The organism is Sphingomonas sp. GM_Shp_2, from assembly GCF_026540875.1.
GTDB classification, from domain to species: Bacteria; Pseudomonadota; Alphaproteobacteria; order Sphingomonadales; family Sphingomonadaceae; genus Sphingomonas; species Sphingomonas carotinifaciens.
Genome location: NZ_JALNUQ010000033.1, coordinates 25,862 through 45,275, shown reverse-complemented (window position 1 = coordinate 45,275; position 19,414 = coordinate 25,862). Strand labels below are relative to the sequence as shown.

The window sequence follows — 19,414 nt, the reverse complement described above, 5'->3', positions numbered from 1 at the left end:
CGTCGATCGGCGTGGCGAGCCAGTCGAACGGATCGTCGCCGACGATCAGGTCCACGCCGGCATCGTGCCACCATTCGAGCGCGCTGGCGGCAAGTGCGGGATCGATGGTCTGGTAAGCCCCCATATTGGGTTCACCCATGCTTCAAGGTTGACGAAAACGTCAATCTGTCGGATCGGCAAAAGGGACAAATTGGTGTTGGCCCGCGCCCGAAAGAAGCGACGCTACCGCCACCGGAGGGATGCGCATGACCGAACGCGAATCAATGCCATATGACGTCGTCATCGTGGGAGCGGGCCCGGCGGGCCTGTCTGCCGCGATTCGTCTGAAGCAGCTGGCCGCCGAGGGTGGCGCCGAACTTTCGGTCTGCGTGCTGGAAAAGGGCTCGGAGGTCGGCGCACACATCCTGTCGGGTGCGGTGATCGATCCGCGCGCGCTGGACGAGCTGCTGCCCGACTGGCGCGAGGATGGCTGCCCGATGGCCGAGGTGCCGGTGACGCAGAACCATCACTGGATCCTGTCCGCCACGAAGAAGCGCGTGCTGCCGCATCTGTGGACGCCGCCCTTCATGCACAACAAGAACACCTATACCGGCAGCCTGGGCAATCTGTGCCGCTGGCTGGCGGGCAAGGCCGAGGAACTGGGCGTCGAGATCTTCCCCGGCTTTGCCGCGGCCGAGATCCTGTTCCACGACGATGGCCGGGTGAAGGGCGTCGCCACCGGCGACATGGGCGTGGCGCGCGACGGCACGCGCAAGGCGGACTGGCAGCCGGGGCTGGAGCTGCACGCGAAATATACCTTCTTCGCCGAGGGGGTGCGCGGGCATCTGAGCAAGGAGATCATCCGCCAGTTCGACCTCGACCGCGACAGCGAGCCGCAGGTATACGGCCTGGGCATCAAGGAATTGTGGGACATCGACCCCGCCAAGCACGAACTGGGCAAGGTGGTGCATACGCAAGGGTGGCCGCTGGGCGACGATGCCAATGGCGGTGGCTGGATCTATCACCAGGCGAACGGGCAGGTGTCGATCGGCTTCGTCACCTGGCTGAACTATTCCAACCCCTATCTGTCGCCCTTCCAGGAAATGCAGAAATGGAAGACGCATCCCGAGATCGCAGAGCTGCTGAAGGGCGGCAAGCGTGTGTCCTATGGTGCGCGCGCGATCAACGAGGGCGGGTTGCAGGCGATCCCGAAGCTCGTCTTCCCCGGCGGCGCGCTGATCGGCTGCTCGGCCGGCTTCCTGAACGTGCCGCGGATCAAGGGCACGCACACCGCGATGAAGTCCGGCATGATGGCGGCCGAGGCTGCGTTCGAGGCGGTGCAGGCGGGGCGTGAGGGCGACGAACTGTCCGCCTATCCTGACGCGTTCGAGCGGTCCTGGGTCAAGAAGGAGCTGTCGATCGTCCGCAACACAAAGCCGCTGGTGGCACGGTTCGGCGACTTCATGGGATCGGGGCTGGCGGGCGTCACCATGTGGCTCGAATATTTCAAGCTGAAGATGCCCTTCACGATGAAGCAGCACCGCGATCACGAAACGCTGTGGCGCAAGGATCAGGTGAAGCCGCCGGTCTATCCCAAGCCGGACGGCGTGCTGACCTTCGACCGGCTGTCCTCGGTGTTCCTGTCGAACACCAATCATGAAGAGGACCAGCCGGTGCACCTGACGCTGAAGGATGCGTCGGTGCCGATCGAACACAACCTGCCGCTCTATGACGAGCCCGCGCAACGATATTGCCCGGCCGGCGTCTATGAAGTGGTGGGCGTCGAGGAGGGTGATCCGAAGTTCGTGATCAACGCGCAGAATTGCGTCCACTGCAAGACCTGTGACATCAAGGACCCGACCCAGAACATCAACTGGGTCGTGCCCGAAGGCGGTGGAGGCCCGAACTATCCGAACATGTAGCCGCATCATCGGGATCGTCCTGGCGTTCTGCCCTGCCGCCGCCATCGCCTCGGCGGATGGGGGCAGGGACGACCTGTCCGCCTATCTGGCGGCGCGGATCGCCGCGGCGCAAGGGCGGCCCGATGCGGCGGCGGCGCGCTTCGGCGAGGTGCTGGCGGGGCGGCCCGACGATCCGGTGATCGCGGTGCGGGCCTATCGCGAAGCGCTGGCCGCGGGTGACGATGCGCTGGTCCGCCGGGCCGCGGCGGTGTTGCAGAGGGCCGATGTCGCGCCGCTGGACGTGGCGCTGATCGCGGTCGCCGATGCCGCGCGGCGGAACGACCCGGCCGCGCTCGATGCCGCGGCCACCCGGCTTGAGCGTGGCGGGCTCGCCATCCTGGCGCCCTCGCTGCATGGCTGGGCGGCGTTTGCGCGGGGCGAGGACCCGAACCCGATCCTGACCGCGACCAAGGATGTGGTGGCACGGCGCCTGTCGCTGGAAACGCAGGTCCTGCTGTCGATCGCGGCGGGGCGTGACGATGGCGGCGGTGCGCGCATCGCGATCGAGGGGGCGCAGTCGCCGCTCGATATCCGCATCGCCGCCGCACAGTTGCTGTTCCACCGCCATCGCCGCGATGCGGCGCGGGCATTGATCGCGGGAAGCGATCCGACGCTGACCGCGCATCGCCGCGGTATCGGGGCGAAGCCGACGCTGGCTTTCGGGGTATCGCGGCTGCTCGCCCGCGTAGGTGCCGAGATTGCGGGGCAGGGGCCGCGTTCGCTCGCGATCGCGCTGGCCCGCGCCAGCCTGTCCGCCGATCCGGGATATGACCGCGCGCGGCTGGTGCTGGCCGACGCCCTGGCGCGCGACGGCAGCGAGGCGCAGGCGCTGGCGGTGCTGGACGCCGTGGGGCGCAAGAGCCCGTTCGTCGAACCCGCCGCGGCCAGCCGCATCGGGTTACTGGATGCGATGGGCAAGGGCGGCCTCGCACTCGATCTCGCACGGGCCCGCGCGACGGCCCGCAATGCATCGTCGCGCGACTGGCAGGTGTTCGCCGACCTGTTGTCGGAGGATGGCCGCTTTGCCGAGGCGGCCGGCTGGTATGCGCGCGTCGTGGCGGCGGAACCGCCGGTGCCCTGGGCGGCGTGGATGCAATATGGCAGCGCGCTCGATCAGGCGGGGCAATGGGCGCAGGCGGAGCCGGCCCTGGCGCGGGCCGTGGCGCTGGCGCCCGACGAGCCGCTGGCGCTCAATTACCTCGGCTATGCCCGGGTGATGCGCGGGCAGGATGTCGCGGGTGCGACGAAGCTGCTGGAGACGGCGAGCCGGATCGCGCCGAACAATCCGTCCATCACCGACTCGCTCGGCTGGGCCTATCATATCGCCGGCCAGTCGCGCCGGGCGGTGCCGCTGCTGGAGCGTGCGGCGGCGGAGGAACCCGCCAATGCCGAGATCGCCGAGCATCTGGGCGATGTCTATTGGGCGCTCGGCCGCAGGTTCGAGGCGCGTTATGCGTGGCGGGCGGCCGCCTCGTATGCCGAAGCGCCGGACGGCGAGCGGCTTGTCGCCAAGCTCGCCCGCGCGCCGGAGGGGTGAAGGGGTATCCGCATATGGGCGGGATGGCGCCGGTCGTGCCCCACCGGCCAGGGGGTGGGGGTCAGCCCGGACGTTTGTCCAGCAGGCGCAATTTTTCGATGCGGGTGCGCTCTTCCTCCGGGATCAGCCCTTCCAGCACCGTCCAGAAGCCGGTCACCGCCTGTTGCCCCGCGCGGGCATAGGCCAGGGACAGCTTCTCGCGCAGCGCCTCGAACAGCGTGCTTTCCATTGTCAAACCCTCGGGCGTCAGGCGCAGCAGCCTTTGGCGCCGATCCCGGTCGCCGGGCCTCGTCTCCAATAATCCTCGTTCGGTCAGTTCGTTGAGCACGCGGCCCAGCGACTGTTTGGTGATGGCCAGTATCGACAGCAATTCGCTGACCGTCATGTCGGGCCGCCGCGCGATGAAGTAGAGCGCGCGGTGATGCGCACGCCCCAGCCCTTGCGCCGCCAACCCGCGATCGATCGATCGCACGATATGGCTGTTGCCGAAATACATGAGTTCCATGCCCTTGCGGAGCTCTGGTTCGCGGAGAAATTGTGCCGATGCGGACTGGTTCAAGGCAGTCATGTTGACCGGTTTAGCCATCGGTCCTACGCGTCCGCAACCTGATTGTTTGAGAGGACCGCCATGCACGCGCCGACGACCGTCCCGTTCCGCTTCGATCCCAGCGCGACCCCGGTCGACGCGAGCGAGCGTGCGGCGCGGCTGGTCGACCCTGGTTTCGGGCGCGTCTTCACCGATCACATGGCGCTGATCCGGTGGGACGATGCGCAGGGCTGGCACGACGCGCAGATCACCGCCCGCAAGCCGCTCACCCTCGATCCGGCCGCCGCGGTCCTGCATTATGCGCAGGAAATCTTCGAAGGGATGAAGGCCTATTCGCTGGAGGATGGCGGTATCGGCCTGTTCCGGCCGGAGATGAACGCGCGCCGGTTCAACGATTCCGCGCGGCGCATGGCGATGCCCGAATTGCCCGAAGCGCTGTTCCTGGAATCGATCGAACGGCTGGTGCAGGCCGATCGCGACTGGATCCCGACGATGGAGGGCGGGTCGCTCTATCTGCGGCCGTTCATGATCGCCAGCGAGGTGTTCCTGGGGGTGAAGCCCTCGTCCGAATATCTCTACATGGTGATCGCCTCATCGGTCGGTGCCTATTTCAAGGGCGGCGCGCCGGCGGTGTCGATCTGGGTCAGCCAGGGCTATACCCGCGCGGCCCCCGGCGGCACCGGCGCAGCCAAGTGCGGCGGCAATTACGCGGCCAGCCTGCTCGCGCAGAAGGAGGCGATTGCGCAAGGGTGCGACCAGGTCGTGTTCCTGGATGCCGCCGAGCGCAAATGGGTCGAGGAACTGGGCGGCATGAACGTCTTCTTCGTCTTCGATGACGGCTCGCTGGCGACGCCACCGCTGAGCGGGACGATCCTGCCCGGCATCACGCGCGATTCGGTGCTGACGCTGGCCCGCGATGCCGGGCTGACGGTGCGCGAGGAGCCTTATTCGCTCGATCAGTGGCGCGCGGATGCGCAGAGTGGTCGTCTGGTTGAAGCGTTCGCATGTGGCACGGCAGCGGTGGTGACGCCGATCGGGAGCGTGGCGGAGCCGGCCGGGCGCTTCACCATCGGATCGGGTGGACCGGGCCAACTCACCACCAAATTGCGCGAGCAATTGGTCGCGATCCAGCGCGGTCATGCGGCTGACCCGCATCAGTGGCTCCGCCGCCTAGATTGAGGCTTTTCAAGTGGCGCGCCGCCCTTTAAGGCGCGCCACTCCACTGGGGCGTCGCCAAGCGGTAAGGCAACGGTTTTTGGTACCGTCATACGCAGGTTCGAATCCTGCCGCCCCAGCCAGTCCTTGATGCCAGCGATCGAGAACGTCACCCGCGCAGCGCGGTTCATCGGTAGCGTCGAAGGCTGCAGTTGGCGGCTGAGAGCGCAAAATCTTGTAACCGGTGTGACGATGGTCAGCCCTTCTGAAGAGGGACCAGCCGGTCGTGCGTCGGCGCGCATGACCGGGCAGAGCGACATGGTAGCGATGCGCGGCTTGGCCTGCTCGATTACGTCGTCGCGATGCGGGCGGCCGATAAAGAACATCTGTTCCCAGGCCAGGCGGTGCATAGCGGCCAGCATATGGTCTGCACCGGATTGAAGGCGTTGCAGACGTTCGAGGATACGCGGACCGACCTGCTTGGGCAGCAGATCGGTAGCGAAAACGCCGGCCGCTATGCGGGCGCGACGCGACCGCAGAAGCTGGCGGATGTCGTGGACCGCCTGCCCATCGTCACCGGTCGGGCAGAGATCATCGCAGTCCCATCCGATCCATCTTCTTGAGCAGACCGACGCGCGACAGGCCCAGTTCGCGGGCGGTGTGCGTATGGTTGTGCCCGGTACGCTGGAGCGCCTCGACGATGCGGCGCCGTTCGAGCGCGGCGACTTCCTCTTCGAGACTTTGGAATGCGATGCCGGCGACGCTCTCCACTGGCGATGACGCGTCGCCGACCGCAAAGGCGAGGTCGGCCGCGGTGACGACGGTGCCCGCCGCGTTGGGGATCGCCAATGCGGCGGCGCATTCTACCGCGGCGCGCAATTCGCGGACGTTGCCGGGCCATGATCGGTCCGTCAGCCAATCCAGCGCGTCCGGCGAGAAGCTCGCCCGGCCTTGGCTCGTCCGCCGCAAAAACAGGCTGGCCAGCAGCGGCACATCGGCCGCGCGTTCGGCCAGCGATGGCGTGCGCAGCACCACGCCCTTCAGCCGGTAGAACAGGTCTTCGCGGAAGCTGCCCTCCGCCACGGCGGCGGAGAGGTCGCGATGCGTTGCTGCAACTATCCGCACGTCGGCCGTGCGCGGGGCGCGGCCACCGACCGGCTGGTAGCTGCCATCGTTGAGAAAGCGCAGCAGCTTGACCTGCATCGCAGGCGGCATTTCGCCGATCTCGTCAAGGAACAGCGTGCCGCCATGCGCGGTCTTGATCAGGCCGGGCCGGTCGGCGGTCGCACCGGTGAAGCTGCCCTTCAGATGCCCGAACAGCTCGCTCTCGAGCAATTCGGTCGGGACCGCGCCGCAGTGGATCGTCACCAGCGGGCGAGCGGCGCGGGGCGAGGCGGCATGGATCGCGCGGGCGACCAGTTCCTTGCCGGTCCCGCTCGGGCCCAGCACCAGCCCGGGGAGCCGGGTTGGCGCGACGCGGCGGATCAGGTCGCGCAAGCCCGCCATCGGGCGCGAGGTGCCGACCAGCCCCATATCCTCCTCCGCCCCGGCCTGTGCCCGCAAGGTGGCGACCTCGCGCGCGAGCCGCGCCCGTTCCAGTGCGCGCGCGACGACGACGCGCAGCATATCGGGATCGACCGGCTTGGCGAGGAAATCCCACGCCCCGGCTTCCACGGCCTTCAGCGCCAGCGCATGATCGGCATGGCCGGTCATCACTACGACGGCGGCGGGCGCGAAGGCGGGGATCAGCGCCAGCCCCGCTGCCGGATCATGATGCGGCGGCATGGCGAGATCGAGCAGGACCAGATCGGTGGGTCTGGCCTTGAACGCCGCCACCGCCGCGTCGCCATCGCCCACGACCTCGACATCATGGCCGAGGCCGCGCAGCCATGCGCCGGTCAGCCGCTGAAAGGCGGGTTCGTCATCGGCGAGCAGGATCATCGGGGCGCTCCGAAGGTAAGGCGGAAACAGGTCGACCAGCCGGGCCGCTCGGCGAGTGTGACGGTACCACCATGCGCCTCCATGATCCGGCGAACGATGGCGAGGCCAAGGCCGGTGCCGCCGGGACGACGCGAGACGAACGGGCGGAACAGGCTGTCGCGGATCTCGGAGGTGATGCCGGGCCCATCGTCGCAAATGTCGATCGTGAGCGGCGGCCCGGCGTCCGCGATGATCGCGACGCGGGTGCCAAGCGTACGGGCATTGTCGACAAGGTTGGTCAGTGCGCGCAGCAGCGCATGTCGATCCGCCATCACCAGCAGCCCATCGGGCACGTCTACCTCCATGCCCAGCGATGCGACGAGGTCGGCGACGCGGACCGGCTGCGGTACGACCGTCCAGGCGCGGGCATAATCGAGGATGTCGGTGACGAGATGGTTCATCCGCGCCACCTGCTCGGCGATTTCGGATCGCACCTCGGGCGGCGCGCCGGTCGCGGCCATCTGAACGATGCCGAGCGGGTTGCGCAGGTCGTGCGCGACGGTCGCCGCCAACGCGCCGAGTTCGGCGAGCCGCGCCGCGCGTTCGGCGTCGACCAACTGACGCGCAACGGCAAGGCGGCGGGCGCTTTCCGTCACCAGTCCGGCAAAGCGCTCGGCGAGATGACGGGTCGCGATCGGCGCATCGGCCCACCCGACAAGGTTCACCGCCTCGCCCTCGACCGTCAGCGTCGGACCATCCGTCGGCAAACTTAGCCGATGCCGGAGCAGCGTACGCGCGAGGTCACCCAGCGATGTCTCGTCGGTCGCTTCCGCCAGCCGGTCACGCCATGCGGCCAAATCCGCCTCGCTGATCCGCCCGCCGGGAAAGACGATCCGGTCCGCCAGTCGCTTGAGCGGGGCGAGGATGGCCAGCCCCAGCGCGAGTGTCGCCGCCAGCGCGCCCCACGTCGCGAACAGCCCCGCCGGCCGGCCCGCCAGCGCCAGCGGCAGCGAAGCGATCAATGCACTCGCCGCGCCCGCGCCCGCGACGAGCATCAGCCACACCAGCCCACGCCGCGCCCAGACATCGGCAGCCATGAAGCGGTGCCGCACGATGCCATAGACCAGCGCGACCGAGTAGAAGGGTAGCAGCAGGACCGGCCAGGGATAGGAATCGATCCCCAGCGCCGGAAAAACGAAGCCGGTCAGCGCGATGAGCCCGATCAGGCTGGACACGAACACCGCGCCCGCCTGCCGCCGGTGCCAACCGTCTTGCTCGCGCCATGTCTGCGCCAGCCGCAGATGCCCTATGATCGACAGCAGCGCTGCCACCCCCAGCACGCACCAGCCGACGACCGACGGCACGAACATTCCGGGAAAGCCGTGCCACGGCACGACCGCGCCGACCCCGAAGATCAGCCCGATCAATGTCGTGAAGCCCGCGGTCGCGTACGCCGCGACCGCCACCGGCCGCAACGCCCCACATAGCGCGAAGGCGAAGGCCAGATGGACGAAGCCCGCCGCGGGCAGCGGCGACAGCGCGATCAGCGTGGTCGTCACCGGCCCGGCCACCGGGCCGAGGATCGCCGGCAGGACCTGCGCGATGCTCCAAAGGGCGACACCTAGCAGGAACACCGCCAGCAGCGTCGATCCGGGTACGGCCCTGACCCGTAGCGCCACGAACAGCGCCAGCAACACGCTGGCGATCGCGGTCAGCGAGAGCGCGCCGATATAGGCGAAGAGGCCGACAGCTATATCCATCGTTGACAGCATCGCAGCATCTTCCGTTCACGGTGTAAACATCGCACCCGCCTCGCCAGAGCGAAATGCGCGGATTTCCGCCATCCGCCGCAATTGGCATGCCATTCGCAAAGGGTCTTCCGAGCCGGGCAACCGTCGCCCGGCACTGCCAAGGAGACCATCCATGCTGTTGCCTATCGCAGCCTTGCTCATCACCTATGCGCTGACCGCGTTGATCGCGCTGCTCGCCGTCGTAACCCTGTGGCGTCCGCTGTCGATCCTGCTCGCGGAGCTGTGTGGTACCGAGGAACGCTCACGCTTCTGGACCATGTGGTCGACCGTTATGATGGTCGCGACGCCGATGCTGTTCGTGTCATGGCGTGGGGTCGCCACCGATCCGACCGAACTGGTGCAGGGTACGATGACCAGCGCGCTGATCGGCGTGCTGATGGCGCTGCTCGGCATGGGCTTCGCGGTGTGGAGCCGCAACCCCCGCGCCGCCGCCTGACGGGAGCGGAGGGGATGCATGTCCTGATCGTCGGCGCGAGCGGCTTCATCGGGCGGCACCTTGCCGCCCGGCTGGTGACGGAGGGCGTCCGCGTTACCGCCGCCGGTCGGTCGCCGGATCGCCTTCGGCGACAACTGCCGGGTGCCGCAGCGATCCGCTGCGATCTGGCCGCGGACAATGCGGACGACTGGTGCGATCGGCTCGCCGGCGTCGACGCGGTGGTGAACTGCGCCGGGCTGTTCGGCGACGACCGGGGCTATGCCAGGGTTCATAGCGGCGGCGCGATCGCGTTGTTCGATGCCTGTCGCGCCGCCGGGGTCGGCCGCGTACTCCAGATTTCCGCTTTGGGCGCGGCGGCCGATGCGGCCAGCGCCTATCATCGCAGCAAGGCCGCCGCCGACGATCATCTGGCGGCGATGGAGGCCGCCATAGGGTGGGCGATCGTCCGGCCGTCGCTCGTCATCGGCTATGGCGGGCAGAGCAGCGCGCTGTTCACTACGCTGGCCGCCCTGCCGGTCACGCCGGACCTCGGACGCGCCGATGGCATGGTCCAGCCGATTCACGTCGACGATCTGGTCGAGATACTGGTTCGCCTGCTTCGCGCCCCGCTACCACTGGCCGCCCGGATCGATGCGGTCGGCCCCACGCCGATGACCACCGCGACCTTGGTGACGATCCTGCGAGGCTGGCTCGGCCTGCGGGACGCGATCCGCATGACGGTGCCGCGATGGCTGATCGCCGGAGTCGCGTGCCTCGGCAACGGCCCCGTAACGCGCGAGGGCATGGCGATGCTCGCCGCGGGCAACACGGCCTGTGTCGAACCGCTCGTCGCCATGACCGGCTACCGTCCAGCGCCGATCGCACAAGCGCTGGCCCGCCGCCCGGCGAACGAAGCCGATCTGCGGTCGGCACGGCTTGCCCCGGTCGCGCCGGTCCTTCGCGCCGCCCTTGCGCTGGTCTGGTGCGCGGGTGGAGCGGTGCCGTTGTTGTTCACGCCGCTTGCGGTGAACATGGAGTGGCTGGCGCGGGTCGGCCTGTCGGGTACCCTTGCGACCACCGCCTTGTGGGCTGGCGCGCTGACCGACGTCGCCATCGGGGGCGCGTTGCTCCTGCGGGTACGCGGTGCAGCGCTCGCCGGGATCGGATTGATGGCGGTCTACATGCTGATCCTGACGGCGATCGCACCCGAACTCTGGGCCGATCCCTTCGGCCCGCTCGTCAAGAACCTCGCTGTCTTCGCCCTGTCACTCGCCGTCAGCGCGCTGGAGACTCGTCATGGCTGACTATCTGCTGCTGAAAACCGTCCATATCCTCAGCTCGACGCTGTTGTTCGGCACCGGCCTCGGCACCGCCTTTCATGGATGGATGGCGAACAGATCCGGCGACGGAGGGGCCCGGCGGGTGGTCAACCGTAACGTCGTCCTCGCCGACTGGCTGTTCACGACCCCGGCCGTCATCGTCCAGCCGGTGACGGGCGTGTGGCTGGCGCATATCGCAGGCTTTCCGCTGACCACCGGCTGGCTGGCAGCATCGATCGCGCTTTACCTGATGGTGGGAGCGTGCTGGCTGCCGGTCGTCGGAATCCAGATCCGGATGCGCCGCATCGCCGATGCCACCCCGTCGCACCTGCCGCTGCCGGCTCGCTATTTCCAGCTGTTGCGATTGTGGTTCCTGCTCGGTTGGCCGGCGTTTATCGGGGTGATCGTCATCTTCTGGCTGATGGTGACCAAACCGGAGTTCGCATGGTGACCCAGCCCCTGTTCCGCCGCCTGCTCGGGGCCACGATAGACGACCTGCCGCCAGTCCTGCGCGAAGCGCATGACAGCCGGATCGACCAGCACTGGCGTGGCGTTGCGCATGTCGAGGCAAGCACGAACCCGCTGGCGCGGTTGCTCTGCCGTCTGATGCGACTGCCCGCCGCCGGGAGCGCCATTCCGGTGACGGTCCGGTTCGAGCGGCGTGGTGCCGCCGAGCATTGGCACCGCGATTTCGCCGGGCGCCGCTACCACAGCAGCCTGGTCGAGCGGGACGGGCTGATGATCGAGCGGATGGGCTTGGCGACCAACATCTTCCGCGTGTCGGTGGAGGAGGGCGCGCTCCGACTGGATCTGATCGGCTTTCGGTTTCTGGGCCTTCCTTTGCCGTCCGCCCTCCGCCCGCATTGTCCCGCCCGGGAGCATGAAGACGACGGACGCTATGTCTTCGACGTGCCCATCGACCTTTGGCCTTTCGGCCGGATCATCCGCTACGTCGGCCGCATGGACGGGATCGATGACTGACGGCCCGATCATCCTGTTCGACGCGCAGTGTGTCCTGTGTTCCGCCAACGCCCAATTCATCCTTCGCCACGACCGCCAGCGTCGCTTCCGGCTGGCTGCGATGCAGGGCACGACAGGGGCAGCGCTGTTTCGCCAGCACGGCATCGACCCGACCGATCCCGACACGATCCTGATCGTCGACGGCGATCGGGTCTGGCGCGACAGCGATGCGGTGATCGCCATCTACACCGGCCTCGGCTGGCCGTGGCGCGTCGCGGGGGCGGTCCGCCTGGTACCGCATTGGCTGCGCGACGAGGCCTATCGCTGGATCGCTCGCAACCGCTATCGCCTGTTCGGCAGGCGGTCGACATGCTGGCTTCCAGCGCCGGAGGATGCTGGCCGGGTTCTATCTTAGCCGCATGATGCAGGCCGCTTCGCAAAGAGGGCGGGGTGGCGATGTATAGCGGCCGCAGGAGAGCGACCTGCGCAATACCGGAAGCGGTGGTTCGATCGTGTTGCTCGCGCCGAGGCGAGGGCGACCGGCGTCGGGACACTTCTGCCGTGCTCTAGCGGCATGTAGAACGGCAGATCTTGCCGATGGCCAGCATGCGGCGTCTGTCCAACCCACACCATCAAACCGATGGATGAAATACCTGCATCTTCGCGGGCGCCGAACGTAAAGACCTGCGGGTGGTCGATGCACTGCCGGTGCTGCGCACGGGCAAGCTCGACCATGTCACCATGATCGAGCGCGCAGCCGAAGGAGCACGGGCCGCTCCGGAGGAGGAGGACGCCTAACCCGCGATGTCCGCCCAGCTGAGATCGAACCGCGCCAGATATTTGCGCAGACGGTCGGCGTCGTTGGTCGAGGTGCGTTGGCGGCGTGAGGCGGCGAACAGGGTACGGCCGGCGTCGGACAGCGAGCGACTGGCGCGGCAGGTTTCGACGACATGTGCCAGTTGGACGCGATCAAAGGGATCGAGTGCGTCACGCTGCTCGGCGGTCATCAGGGTCGACAGCGCGTCCCCGTCCGCTTTTCCGCTTCGCCATAGCCGTTGCAGACGCGCGATCTCGGCCGTGACACAGTCGAGATTGATCCGCCCGGCCGGGCTGAACGTCGCCATCCGGGTCACGCTGGCAGCGAGATCGCGGAAATTACCGGGCCAGCGCGCCTCGGCGCTGGTCGCAAAGCTCAGATAGCGGTCGCGCGCCTCCTTGTTGAAGGTGATGCGGTCGCCCTCACGCTCGGCATGGCGATCGAGTTCATAGTCGAGATTGGGTGCGATATCCTCCCGCCGCCCGGCAAGACCGGGCAGGACGAAAGTCCAGAGGTTGAGGCGCGCATAAAGGTCGTCGCGGAACGTGCCGTCCGCCACGCAGGCGACAAGGTCGCGGTTGGTGCCGGCGATCAGCTGGAAGTCGCTCTCCACCTCCCGGTCGGCGCCGACCGGGAGGAAGCGCTTGTCCTCGATCGCGCGCAGGATCATCGCCTGTTCGTCCAGGCCGAGCTCGCCGATCTCGTCAAGGAACAGGACGCCGGTGTCGGCGGTCCGCAGCAGGCCGGCGCGGTCGGCGGCGGCGCCGGTAAAGGCGCCCTTGCGGTGACCGAAGAGTGCCGACATCGCGCCGTCGCCCTTGAGCGTGGCGCAATTGACCTCGACCAGCGTCCCCTTCACCTGACGCTTGAGCCGCTTCAATTCATAGATGCGCCGGGCGAGCTGGCTCTTGCCCGCGCCCGTCGGCCCCATCAGCAGCAGCGGCGCGCGGCTGCGGATCGCCACCTGCTCGATCTCGTCGATCATCGCGTTGAAGGCTGAGTTGCGGGTGTCGATGCCCGATTTGAGAAAACTGGTGCTCTCGGCACTGTCGGCGGCGAAGCGCGTGGCGATGCTATCGTAGCGCGACAGATCGAGATCGATCGCGTTCCAGCGTCCCGCCGCGCTGCCGCCGCTCCGGCTGGGCTGCGTCTGGAGCAGGCGGCCGGGGAGATAATGGGCTTCGCTCAGCAGAAACAGGCAGATTTGCGCAACGTGCGTGCCCGTCGTGATGTGGACGAGGTAATCCTCGGCCTCCGGATCGAAGGGATAGGCCCGCGTGAAGTCGAGCAGCTTGCCGTACACCTCCTCGAAATCCCACGGGTCGGCAAAATCGAGGATGTGTGGCTCGACGCGCGTTTCGGGCGACACGGAGGCGATGTCCTCCGCCACATAATGGGCGAGCCGCTGGTGCTGGGTGCCGTGCAGCAGGACCAGTCGGTCGACACGCAGATCCTCGTGCATCGTCAGCCCCACCGACGGCCGCCATTTCGACCAGCGTGACGGGCCAAACTTGCTCGCATCGAGCGTGGAGCCAAGGAAGCCTATGACAACAGTTGGGCGCACGACGATACTGTAGGATAAAAGATGATCGACGTCGATCGTCTATGCTCGGAGAGGCTGTAGAGCACCGATCGTCGCGCGTCATTGCAGCAGCCTTATTAAGCCACCGGAAACGCACGGTTTTGCCAGTTTCTTCTGCTCGCTTCCTGGAATTGGCACGGCTTTCGCAATGCTATTGGCATCGGGTCACTTGGTATCGAACGATCCGATAAGCGGCAGGGGCGGTCGGAATGGGCCGGCCGCCCCCAAGCAAACAGGACGTAGCTTGGTCTGTGTAGAACGCCTGCTTTGGGAGCAGGATGTCGCAGATTTGAAAGCTACCGCCCTGTCTGGTTTTCGAAGGGAGTTGGACGATGGCCAACAGGGGATTGTTCGCAAGTGCGGTGGCAAGGCTGTTGCCACGCACCGATGCGGTGAACCGGGAGGGCGCGGCGGCCTATGCCTATGGGCCGGAAGCCACGCTCGCGCAGCTTGCCGTGACCGTCACGCTGGCCGACAGCTTCTACGCCGGTGCCGACCAACACCTCGCCGAAGCGCTGGCAGCCGCCCGGGCGTGCGATCCCGCGTTCGTCGCCAGGGCCGCGGTCTATGCGCGGCAATCGGGTACGATGAAGGATATGCCGGCGCTTCTCGCTGCCTATCTGACGATTGCCGACCCGGATCTGTCCGTGGCGGTGTTCGACCGCGTGATCGACACCGGGCGGATGGTGCGCAGCTATGTGCAGATCCTGCGTTCGGGGCAGGTCGGGCGGACATCGCTCGGCTCGCGGCCGAAGCGGCTGGTGACGCAGTGGCTGGAGCGGGCGTCGATGGGCGACCTGATGGCAGCAGCGACCGGTAGCGACCCGAGCCTCGCTGACATCGTCAGGATTGTTCATCCCAAGCCTGCCGATGCGGCTCGCCGCGCCTTTTATGGGTGGCTGATCGGAAAGCCGTACGACCTTGCTGCACTGCCAGCCGAAATCGCCGCCTTCGAGGCGTGGAAGCGCGATACGTCGCTACCGCTGCCGCCGGTGCCGTTCGAGTGGCTCACGGCCTTCCCGCTGACCCGGGAGCAATGGGCCGAGCTGGCGACGCGGATGGGTTGGCAGGCGCTCAAGATAAACCTCAACACGCTGGCCCGCAATGGCGCGTTCGGCGTGGCGGGGGTGACCGAGGCGGTGGCTGCACGGCTCGCCGCGCCGGCGCCGGGTGTGCTGCCCTATCAATTGCTGGTCGCCTTGCGCTCGGTGGGGGATGGAGTGCCGCTGGCGGTGCAGGCGGCACTGGAGACGGCGCTCGAGGCATCGCTGGCCAAGGTGCCGGTGGTTGCGGGCAACGTCGTCGTCTGCCCCGACGTTTCGGGCTCGATGCAGTCGCCGGTCACCGGTTATCGCAAGGGGGCGACGACCACGGTGCGGTGCGTCGATGTGGCGGCTCTGGTCGCCTCGGCGATGCTGCGCACCAACCGCCAGGCGCGGGTGGTGCCGTTCGAGGTCGATGTCGTCGATCTTGCGCTCGACCCCAACGCCCGTCTTGCCGTCAATGCGGCGCGACTGGCGGCGGTTGGCGGGGGCGGCACCGATGTGTCGGCCCCGCTCGCCCGGCTGAACCGGGAGGGGGCGAAGGTCGATCTGGTCGTCATCGTCTCCGACAACGAGTCGTGGGTCGATGCGGCGTGGCACGGGGCGACCGCGACGATGCGGGAGTGGGAGCGGCTGAAGCGTCGCAACCCGAACGCTCGGCTCGTCTGCATCGATATCCAGCCGCACGGCACCACCCAGGCGACAGGGCGGCCGGAGATACTGAATGTCGGAGGGTTCTCCGACGCCGTGTTCGACACGATCGCCCGTTTCGCCCTCGGGCAAACGCGCGACTGGGTCGAATTGGTCAACGAAACGGAGGTTTGAAGGAAGGCCGTGGCGAATGCCGGCGGGACTACATCCCAGACAGACCGGAGAGTAGAGCGCCCGGGCAACCGGGAGATGCGGGTTCAAATCCCGCCATGGGAGTGTAGCTCAAGGTCGCTCGACGTCTCGCCACCTCTCGTCGCCACGGCCCATTTCAACACGGCGAATGCTGGTCGGACTACATTGTAGGATGCCAGCCGCCCGGCCGATAACCGGGAACGCATCTCACCATCCCCTCGTCGCCGTGACCCATCCATACGCTGGCAAATGCCTGCGGGACTACATCGGTAAAGGCCGAAAGGCCGAGCGGTTCGAGTCCGCACCGGGGCGATCCGGATGTCTCGCAGATCCTCGTTGCCAGCACCTGATTATGCAAGGAGGTCGTCATGACCGCAACGACGTACGAATATACTGATGTTCCCGGCGGCGTGCCGATCAAGGCCTGGACGCGTGGTGTGCCGGTCGAGGACGGCGCACGGGCACAATTGGCGCGGGCGGCGCAGATGCCGTTCATCTTCAAGCATGTCGCCGCCATGCCCGACGTCCATGTCGGCATCGGCGCGACCGTGGGGTCGGTGATCCCGACCAAGGGCGCGGTCATCCCCGCCGCGGTTGGGGTCGATATCGGCTGCGGCATGATGGCGGCGCGCACCTCGCTGATGGCAAGCGATCTGCCCGACCATCTGGAGGGCGTCCGCTCGGCGATCGAGCAGGCGGTGCCGCAGGGGCGCAGCGTCGGCCGGGGCAAGCGCGACAATGGCAGTTGGGGCAGCCCGCCGCCCGCGATCGTATCGGCGTGGGCGACCCTGGTGCAGCGCTTCGACAGGATCTGCGAGAAGCACCCGCGGCTCAAGAACACGAACAACCTTGTGCATCTGGGGACGCTGGGCACCGGCAATCACTTCATCGAGCTGTGCCTCGACGAAGAGGCGCGGGTGTGGGTGATGCTGCATTCCGGCTCGCGCGGGGTCGGCAATGCGATCGGCAGCTTCTTCATCGAGCTGGCGAAGCAGGACATGCGCAAATGGCACCTGAACCTGCCCGACGAAGATCTGGCGTACTTCCCGGAAGGGACCGACCATTTCGACGATTATGTCGAGGCGGTCGGCTGGGCGCAGGATTATGCGGCGCTCAACCGGCGGATGATGATGACCAACGTCATCGCCGCCCTGCGCCAGGTCATCGCCAAGCCGTTCGAGGCGGAATTGGAGGCGGTCAACTGCCACCACAACTACGTCACGCGCGAAAACCACTTCGGCGAGAATGTGCTGGTGACCCGCAAGGGCGCGGTGCGGGCGGCGAGGGGGGTGATGGGGATCATCCCCGGATCGATGGGCGCCAAGTCGTTCATCGTCCGCGGGCTCGGCAACCCAGACTCGTTCGATAGCTGCTCGCATGGTGCCGGGCGGGTGATGAGCCGGACGCAGGCAAAGAAGCTGGTGACGCTCGACGAGCATATCGCCGACACCGCCGGCGTCGAATGTCGCAAGGACGAAGGCGTGATCGACGAGACGCCCAAGGCCTACAAGCCGATCGAAGCCGTCATGGCCGCGCAGGCCGACTTGGTTAAGATCGTCCATACGCTGAAACAGGTGGTGTGCGTGAAGGGGTGAAGCGGGAACAGCGACAGGCCGGGGGCCTGTTGCTTCCCTTCACCGGCGGTAGCGCCGCCGCCGCCGCAACAAGGAACTTCCGATGACTATCCTGCAAGGCGATGCAATCCCCCCGGCCGTCCGGAGCGACATCGAGCGCCGGCTGGCGGCGGTCGAGGCGAACGAGGGCGTGCGCCTGCTGCTCACGGTCGAGTCCGGCTCGCGGGCGTGGGGCTTTCCGTCACCCGACAGCGATTACGATGTTCGCTTCATCTATGTCCGGCCGCGCGACTGGTATCTGTCGCTGACGCCGGGCCGCGACGTGGTCGAGGCGCCGATCGTCGATGACATCGACCTGAGCGGATGGGACATCCGCAAGGCGCTGGGCCTGCTGCTGAAGTCGAACGCCGTGGTCAGCGAATGGATCGAAAGCCCGATCCGCTATCGTCCCGACGACGAGATCGTTGCTGATCTCGCCGCGTTCGCGGACAGCGTGATCGATGCCCGCTCGCTGGCCTGTCATTATGCCAGCCTGGGGCGGAACGCAGCCGATCGGTGGCTGGATGGCGATGGCGCGGTGCCGGTGAAGAAGTATTTCTACGCGTTGCGTCCCGCGCTCGTGATCCGGTGGTTGCGGCGCGAGGGTGGAGGTCGTCCGCCGATGAACTTGCAGGCGCTGGTCGACGCCGTCGGCCTGCCGGACGGACTGGCGGACGACGTTGCCGCTCTGGTGGCCGCGAAGCGGCGGAGCAACGAGCGGAGCAACACAGCGCGCCTTCCCGCACTCGACGCCCTGATCCGTGACGAGCTTGCCCGCGCCGACGAGGTGCAGGGCGGTACCGTCGATCCGCGCTCGCGCAAGCGGGCCGAGGCGCTATTCCTGCATCTGGTGAACACATGATCGAGATTGACGGGGCGGAGGGCGAAGGCGGGGGACAGGTCGTGCGCAATGCATGTGCGCTGTCGCTCGTCTCCGGCGAGCCGGTTCGCGTGACCAACGTCCGCGCGAAGCGGTCGAAGCCGGGACTGATGCGCCAGCACGTTACCGCGATCGAGGCGGCGTGCACGATCGGCAGCGCGACGTGCGAGGGTCTGGTCGTCGGGTCGTCCGATCTGACCTTCCGTCCCGGCCGGGTGAGCGCCGGCGACTATCGCTTCTCGGTCGGAACGGCGGGATCGACGGGGCTCGTGTTGCAGACCGTGCTGATGCCGTTGCTGCTCGCCGAAGGCCCGTCGCGGCTGGTGCTGGAGGGCGGCACCCACAACATGCTGGCCCCGCCGTTCGACTTCATCGAGCGCTGCTTCCTGCCGATCGTGCAGCGGATGGGCGGCCAGATCGAGGCGCGACTGGTCCGGCACGGCTTCTACCCGCGTGGCGGTGGACGGATCGAGGTGGATATCATTCCCGGTCCGCTCCGGCCGATCGAGTGCCTGACGCGCGGCCAGGCGCTGGGCGTGTCGGCGTGCGCCTTGTTCGCCGGCCTGCCCATGACGATCGCCGAGCGGGAGATCGCGGTGGTCTGCAAGGCGTTCGACTGGTCGGAGCGCGAATGCTTCATGCGGGAACTGCCGGTAGATCAGGGGCCGGGCAACATCCTGTTGCTGGAGGCGCGGTTCGAGCATGTCACCGAGATCGTCAGCGGTTTCGCCCAACTGGGCGTGACGGCGGAGCGGGTCGCAAAGACGGCGGTAGGCCGCATGCGCGGCTATCTGGCGTGCGAGGCGTTTGCCGGACCGTATCTGGCCGACCAGTTGCTGCTGCCGATGGCGCTGGCAGGCGGCGGCGTGTTCACCACCGTCAAGCCCAGCGAACATGCGCGCACGGCGGCAACGGTGATCGAGCGCTTCACCGGGCGACATACCCGGTTCGAGCAGCAGGCGGGAGGGGCCCATGCGGTGACGATCACCTGACGGATTGCGAGCGTAACGACTTTCTGCTATCTGCCCCGCG

17 protein-coding genes and 1 tRNA gene are annotated in these 19,414 nt (G+C 67.4%); 14 read left to right on the top strand and 4 right to left on the bottom strand.

Going from position 1 to position 19,414, the window contains the following annotated elements; genetic code table 11:
* Window positions 1-245 precede the first annotated feature (245 nt).
* Together OXR08_RS12125 and OXR08_RS18720 are read left to right on the top strand one after the other, a co-directional pair.
* Window positions 246-1,901 carry an electron transfer flavoprotein-ubiquinone oxidoreductase gene (locus OXR08_RS12125; RefSeq protein WP_267350172.1) on the top strand — a complete coding sequence of 552 codons (1,656 nt, stop codon included), beginning with the start codon at window positions 246-248 and terminating at the stop codon, window positions 1,899-1,901.
* Window positions 1,873-3,477, top strand: coding sequence for a tetratricopeptide repeat protein (locus OXR08_RS18720; RefSeq protein ID WP_267350170.1), 1,605 nt, complete (start codon window positions 1,873-1,875; stop codon window positions 3,475-3,477). Before OXR08_RS12125 ends, OXR08_RS18720 begins: the two co-directional genes overlap by 29 nt.
* A gap of 61 nt (window positions 3,478-3,538) precedes the next feature.
* Here OXR08_RS18720 and OXR08_RS12115 read toward each other — a convergent pair whose 3' ends face one another.
* Window positions 3,539-4,045, bottom strand: coding sequence for a helix-turn-helix domain-containing protein (locus tag OXR08_RS12115; RefSeq protein ID WP_174236566.1), 507 nt, complete (start codon window positions 4,043-4,045; stop codon window positions 3,539-3,541).
* Between the two features lie 60 nt (window positions 4,046-4,105).
* On the opposite strand from OXR08_RS12115, the gene OXR08_RS12110 reads away from it, so the two are divergent.
* The 3 genes from OXR08_RS12110 (at window position 4,106) to OXR08_RS12100 (ending at window position 5,802) form a co-directional block, all read left to right on the top strand.
* The gene (locus OXR08_RS12110) at window positions 4,106-5,203 is read left to right on the top strand and encodes a branched-chain amino acid aminotransferase (RefSeq protein ID WP_149680728.1); all 1,098 of its coding nucleotides are present in this window, start codon (window positions 4,106-4,108) and stop codon (window positions 5,201-5,203) included.
* A gap of 44 nt (window positions 5,204-5,247) precedes the next feature.
* A tRNA-Gln gene (locus OXR08_RS12105) sits at window positions 5,248-5,322 on the top strand.
* 219 nt (window positions 5,323-5,541) lie between these two features.
* On the top strand, window positions 5,542-5,802 hold the full coding sequence (locus tag OXR08_RS12100; RefSeq protein ID WP_267350167.1) for a hypothetical protein: 261 nt from the start codon (window positions 5,542-5,544) through the stop codon (window positions 5,800-5,802).
* Here the strand turns inward: OXR08_RS12100 and OXR08_RS12095 are convergent.
* Both OXR08_RS12095 and OXR08_RS12090 read right to left on the bottom strand, forming a co-directional pair.
* Window positions 5,771-7,120, bottom strand: a complete 1,350-nt coding sequence (locus tag OXR08_RS12095; RefSeq protein ID WP_267350165.1) for a sigma-54 dependent transcriptional regulator — start codon at window positions 7,118-7,120, stop codon at window positions 5,771-5,773. The genes OXR08_RS12100 and OXR08_RS12095 overlap by 32 nt on opposite strands.
* On the bottom strand, window positions 7,117-8,859 hold the full coding sequence (locus OXR08_RS12090) for a sensor histidine kinase (RefSeq protein ID WP_267350163.1): 1,743 nt from the start codon (window positions 8,857-8,859) through the stop codon (window positions 7,117-7,119). Before OXR08_RS12090 ends, OXR08_RS12095 begins: the two co-directional genes overlap by 4 nt.
* 163 nt (window positions 8,860-9,022) lie before the next feature.
* Here OXR08_RS12090 and OXR08_RS12085 point away from each other — a divergent pair, with 163 nt between their 5' ends.
* Genes OXR08_RS12085 through OXR08_RS12065 form a run of 5 tightly spaced genes read left to right on the top strand, consistent with a single transcriptional unit; the run spans window position 9,023 to window position 12,019 of the window.
* Entirely contained in the window at window positions 9,023-9,346 is a 324-nt protein-coding gene (locus OXR08_RS12085) for a hypothetical protein (RefSeq protein ID WP_267350162.1), read from the top strand.
* Between the two features lie 14 nt (window positions 9,347-9,360).
* Complete coding sequence (locus tag OXR08_RS12080) at window positions 9,361-10,629, top strand: SDR family oxidoreductase (protein ID WP_267350160.1); 1,269 nt, start codon at window positions 9,361-9,363, stop codon at window positions 10,627-10,629.
* Complete coding sequence (locus OXR08_RS12075) at window positions 10,622-11,095, top strand: DUF2269 domain-containing protein (RefSeq protein ID WP_267350158.1); 474 nt, start codon at window positions 10,622-10,624, stop codon at window positions 11,093-11,095. The genes OXR08_RS12080 and OXR08_RS12075 overlap by 8 nt, the downstream gene beginning before the upstream one ends.
* Window positions 11,089-11,625 carry a DUF4166 domain-containing protein gene (locus tag OXR08_RS12070; RefSeq protein ID WP_267350156.1) on the top strand — a complete coding sequence of 179 codons (537 nt, stop codon included), beginning with the start codon at window positions 11,089-11,091 and terminating at the stop codon, window positions 11,623-11,625. Before OXR08_RS12075 ends, OXR08_RS12070 begins: the two co-directional genes overlap by 7 nt.
* A complete protein-coding gene (locus OXR08_RS12065) occupies window positions 11,618-12,019 on the top strand; it encodes a thiol-disulfide oxidoreductase DCC family protein (protein WP_267350154.1) in 402 nt (133 codons plus the stop codon). The genes OXR08_RS12070 and OXR08_RS12065 overlap by 8 nt, the downstream gene beginning before the upstream one ends.
* 379 nt (window positions 12,020-12,398) lie before the next feature.
* Here OXR08_RS12065 and rtcR read toward each other — a convergent pair whose 3' ends face one another.
* Window positions 12,399-13,985 (bottom strand): RNA repair transcriptional activator RtcR, encoded by a 1,587-nt coding sequence (gene rtcR, locus OXR08_RS12060; protein WP_267350151.1) that lies wholly within the window; start codon window positions 13,983-13,985, stop codon window positions 12,399-12,401.
* 350 nt (window positions 13,986-14,335) lie between these two features.
* Here rtcR and OXR08_RS12055 point away from each other — a divergent pair, with 350 nt between their 5' ends.
* The 4 genes from OXR08_RS12055 to rtcA all read left to right on the top strand — a co-directional run bounded on the left by OXR08_RS12055 (window position 14,336) and on the right by rtcA (window position 19,374).
* Entirely contained in the window at window positions 14,336-15,871 is a 1,536-nt protein-coding gene (locus OXR08_RS12055; RefSeq protein WP_267350149.1) for an RNA-binding protein, read from the top strand.
* Window positions 15,872-16,257: 386 nt separating this feature from the next.
* On the top strand, window positions 16,258-17,484 hold the full coding sequence (locus tag OXR08_RS12050; protein WP_267350147.1) for an RtcB family protein: 1,227 nt from the start codon (window positions 16,258-16,260) through the stop codon (window positions 17,482-17,484).
* Between the two features lie 82 nt (window positions 17,485-17,566).
* Window positions 17,567-18,364: a nucleotidyltransferase domain-containing protein gene (locus OXR08_RS12045; RefSeq protein ID WP_267350146.1), complete on the top strand. Its 798-nt coding sequence runs from the start codon at window positions 17,567-17,569 to the stop codon at window positions 18,362-18,364.
* Complete coding sequence (gene rtcA / locus OXR08_RS12040; RefSeq protein ID WP_267350144.1) at window positions 18,361-19,374, top strand: RNA 3'-terminal phosphate cyclase; 1,014 nt, start codon at window positions 18,361-18,363, stop codon at window positions 19,372-19,374. The genes OXR08_RS12045 and rtcA overlap by 4 nt, the downstream gene beginning before the upstream one ends.
* The last annotated feature ends 40 nt before the right edge of the window (window positions 19,375-19,414 follow it).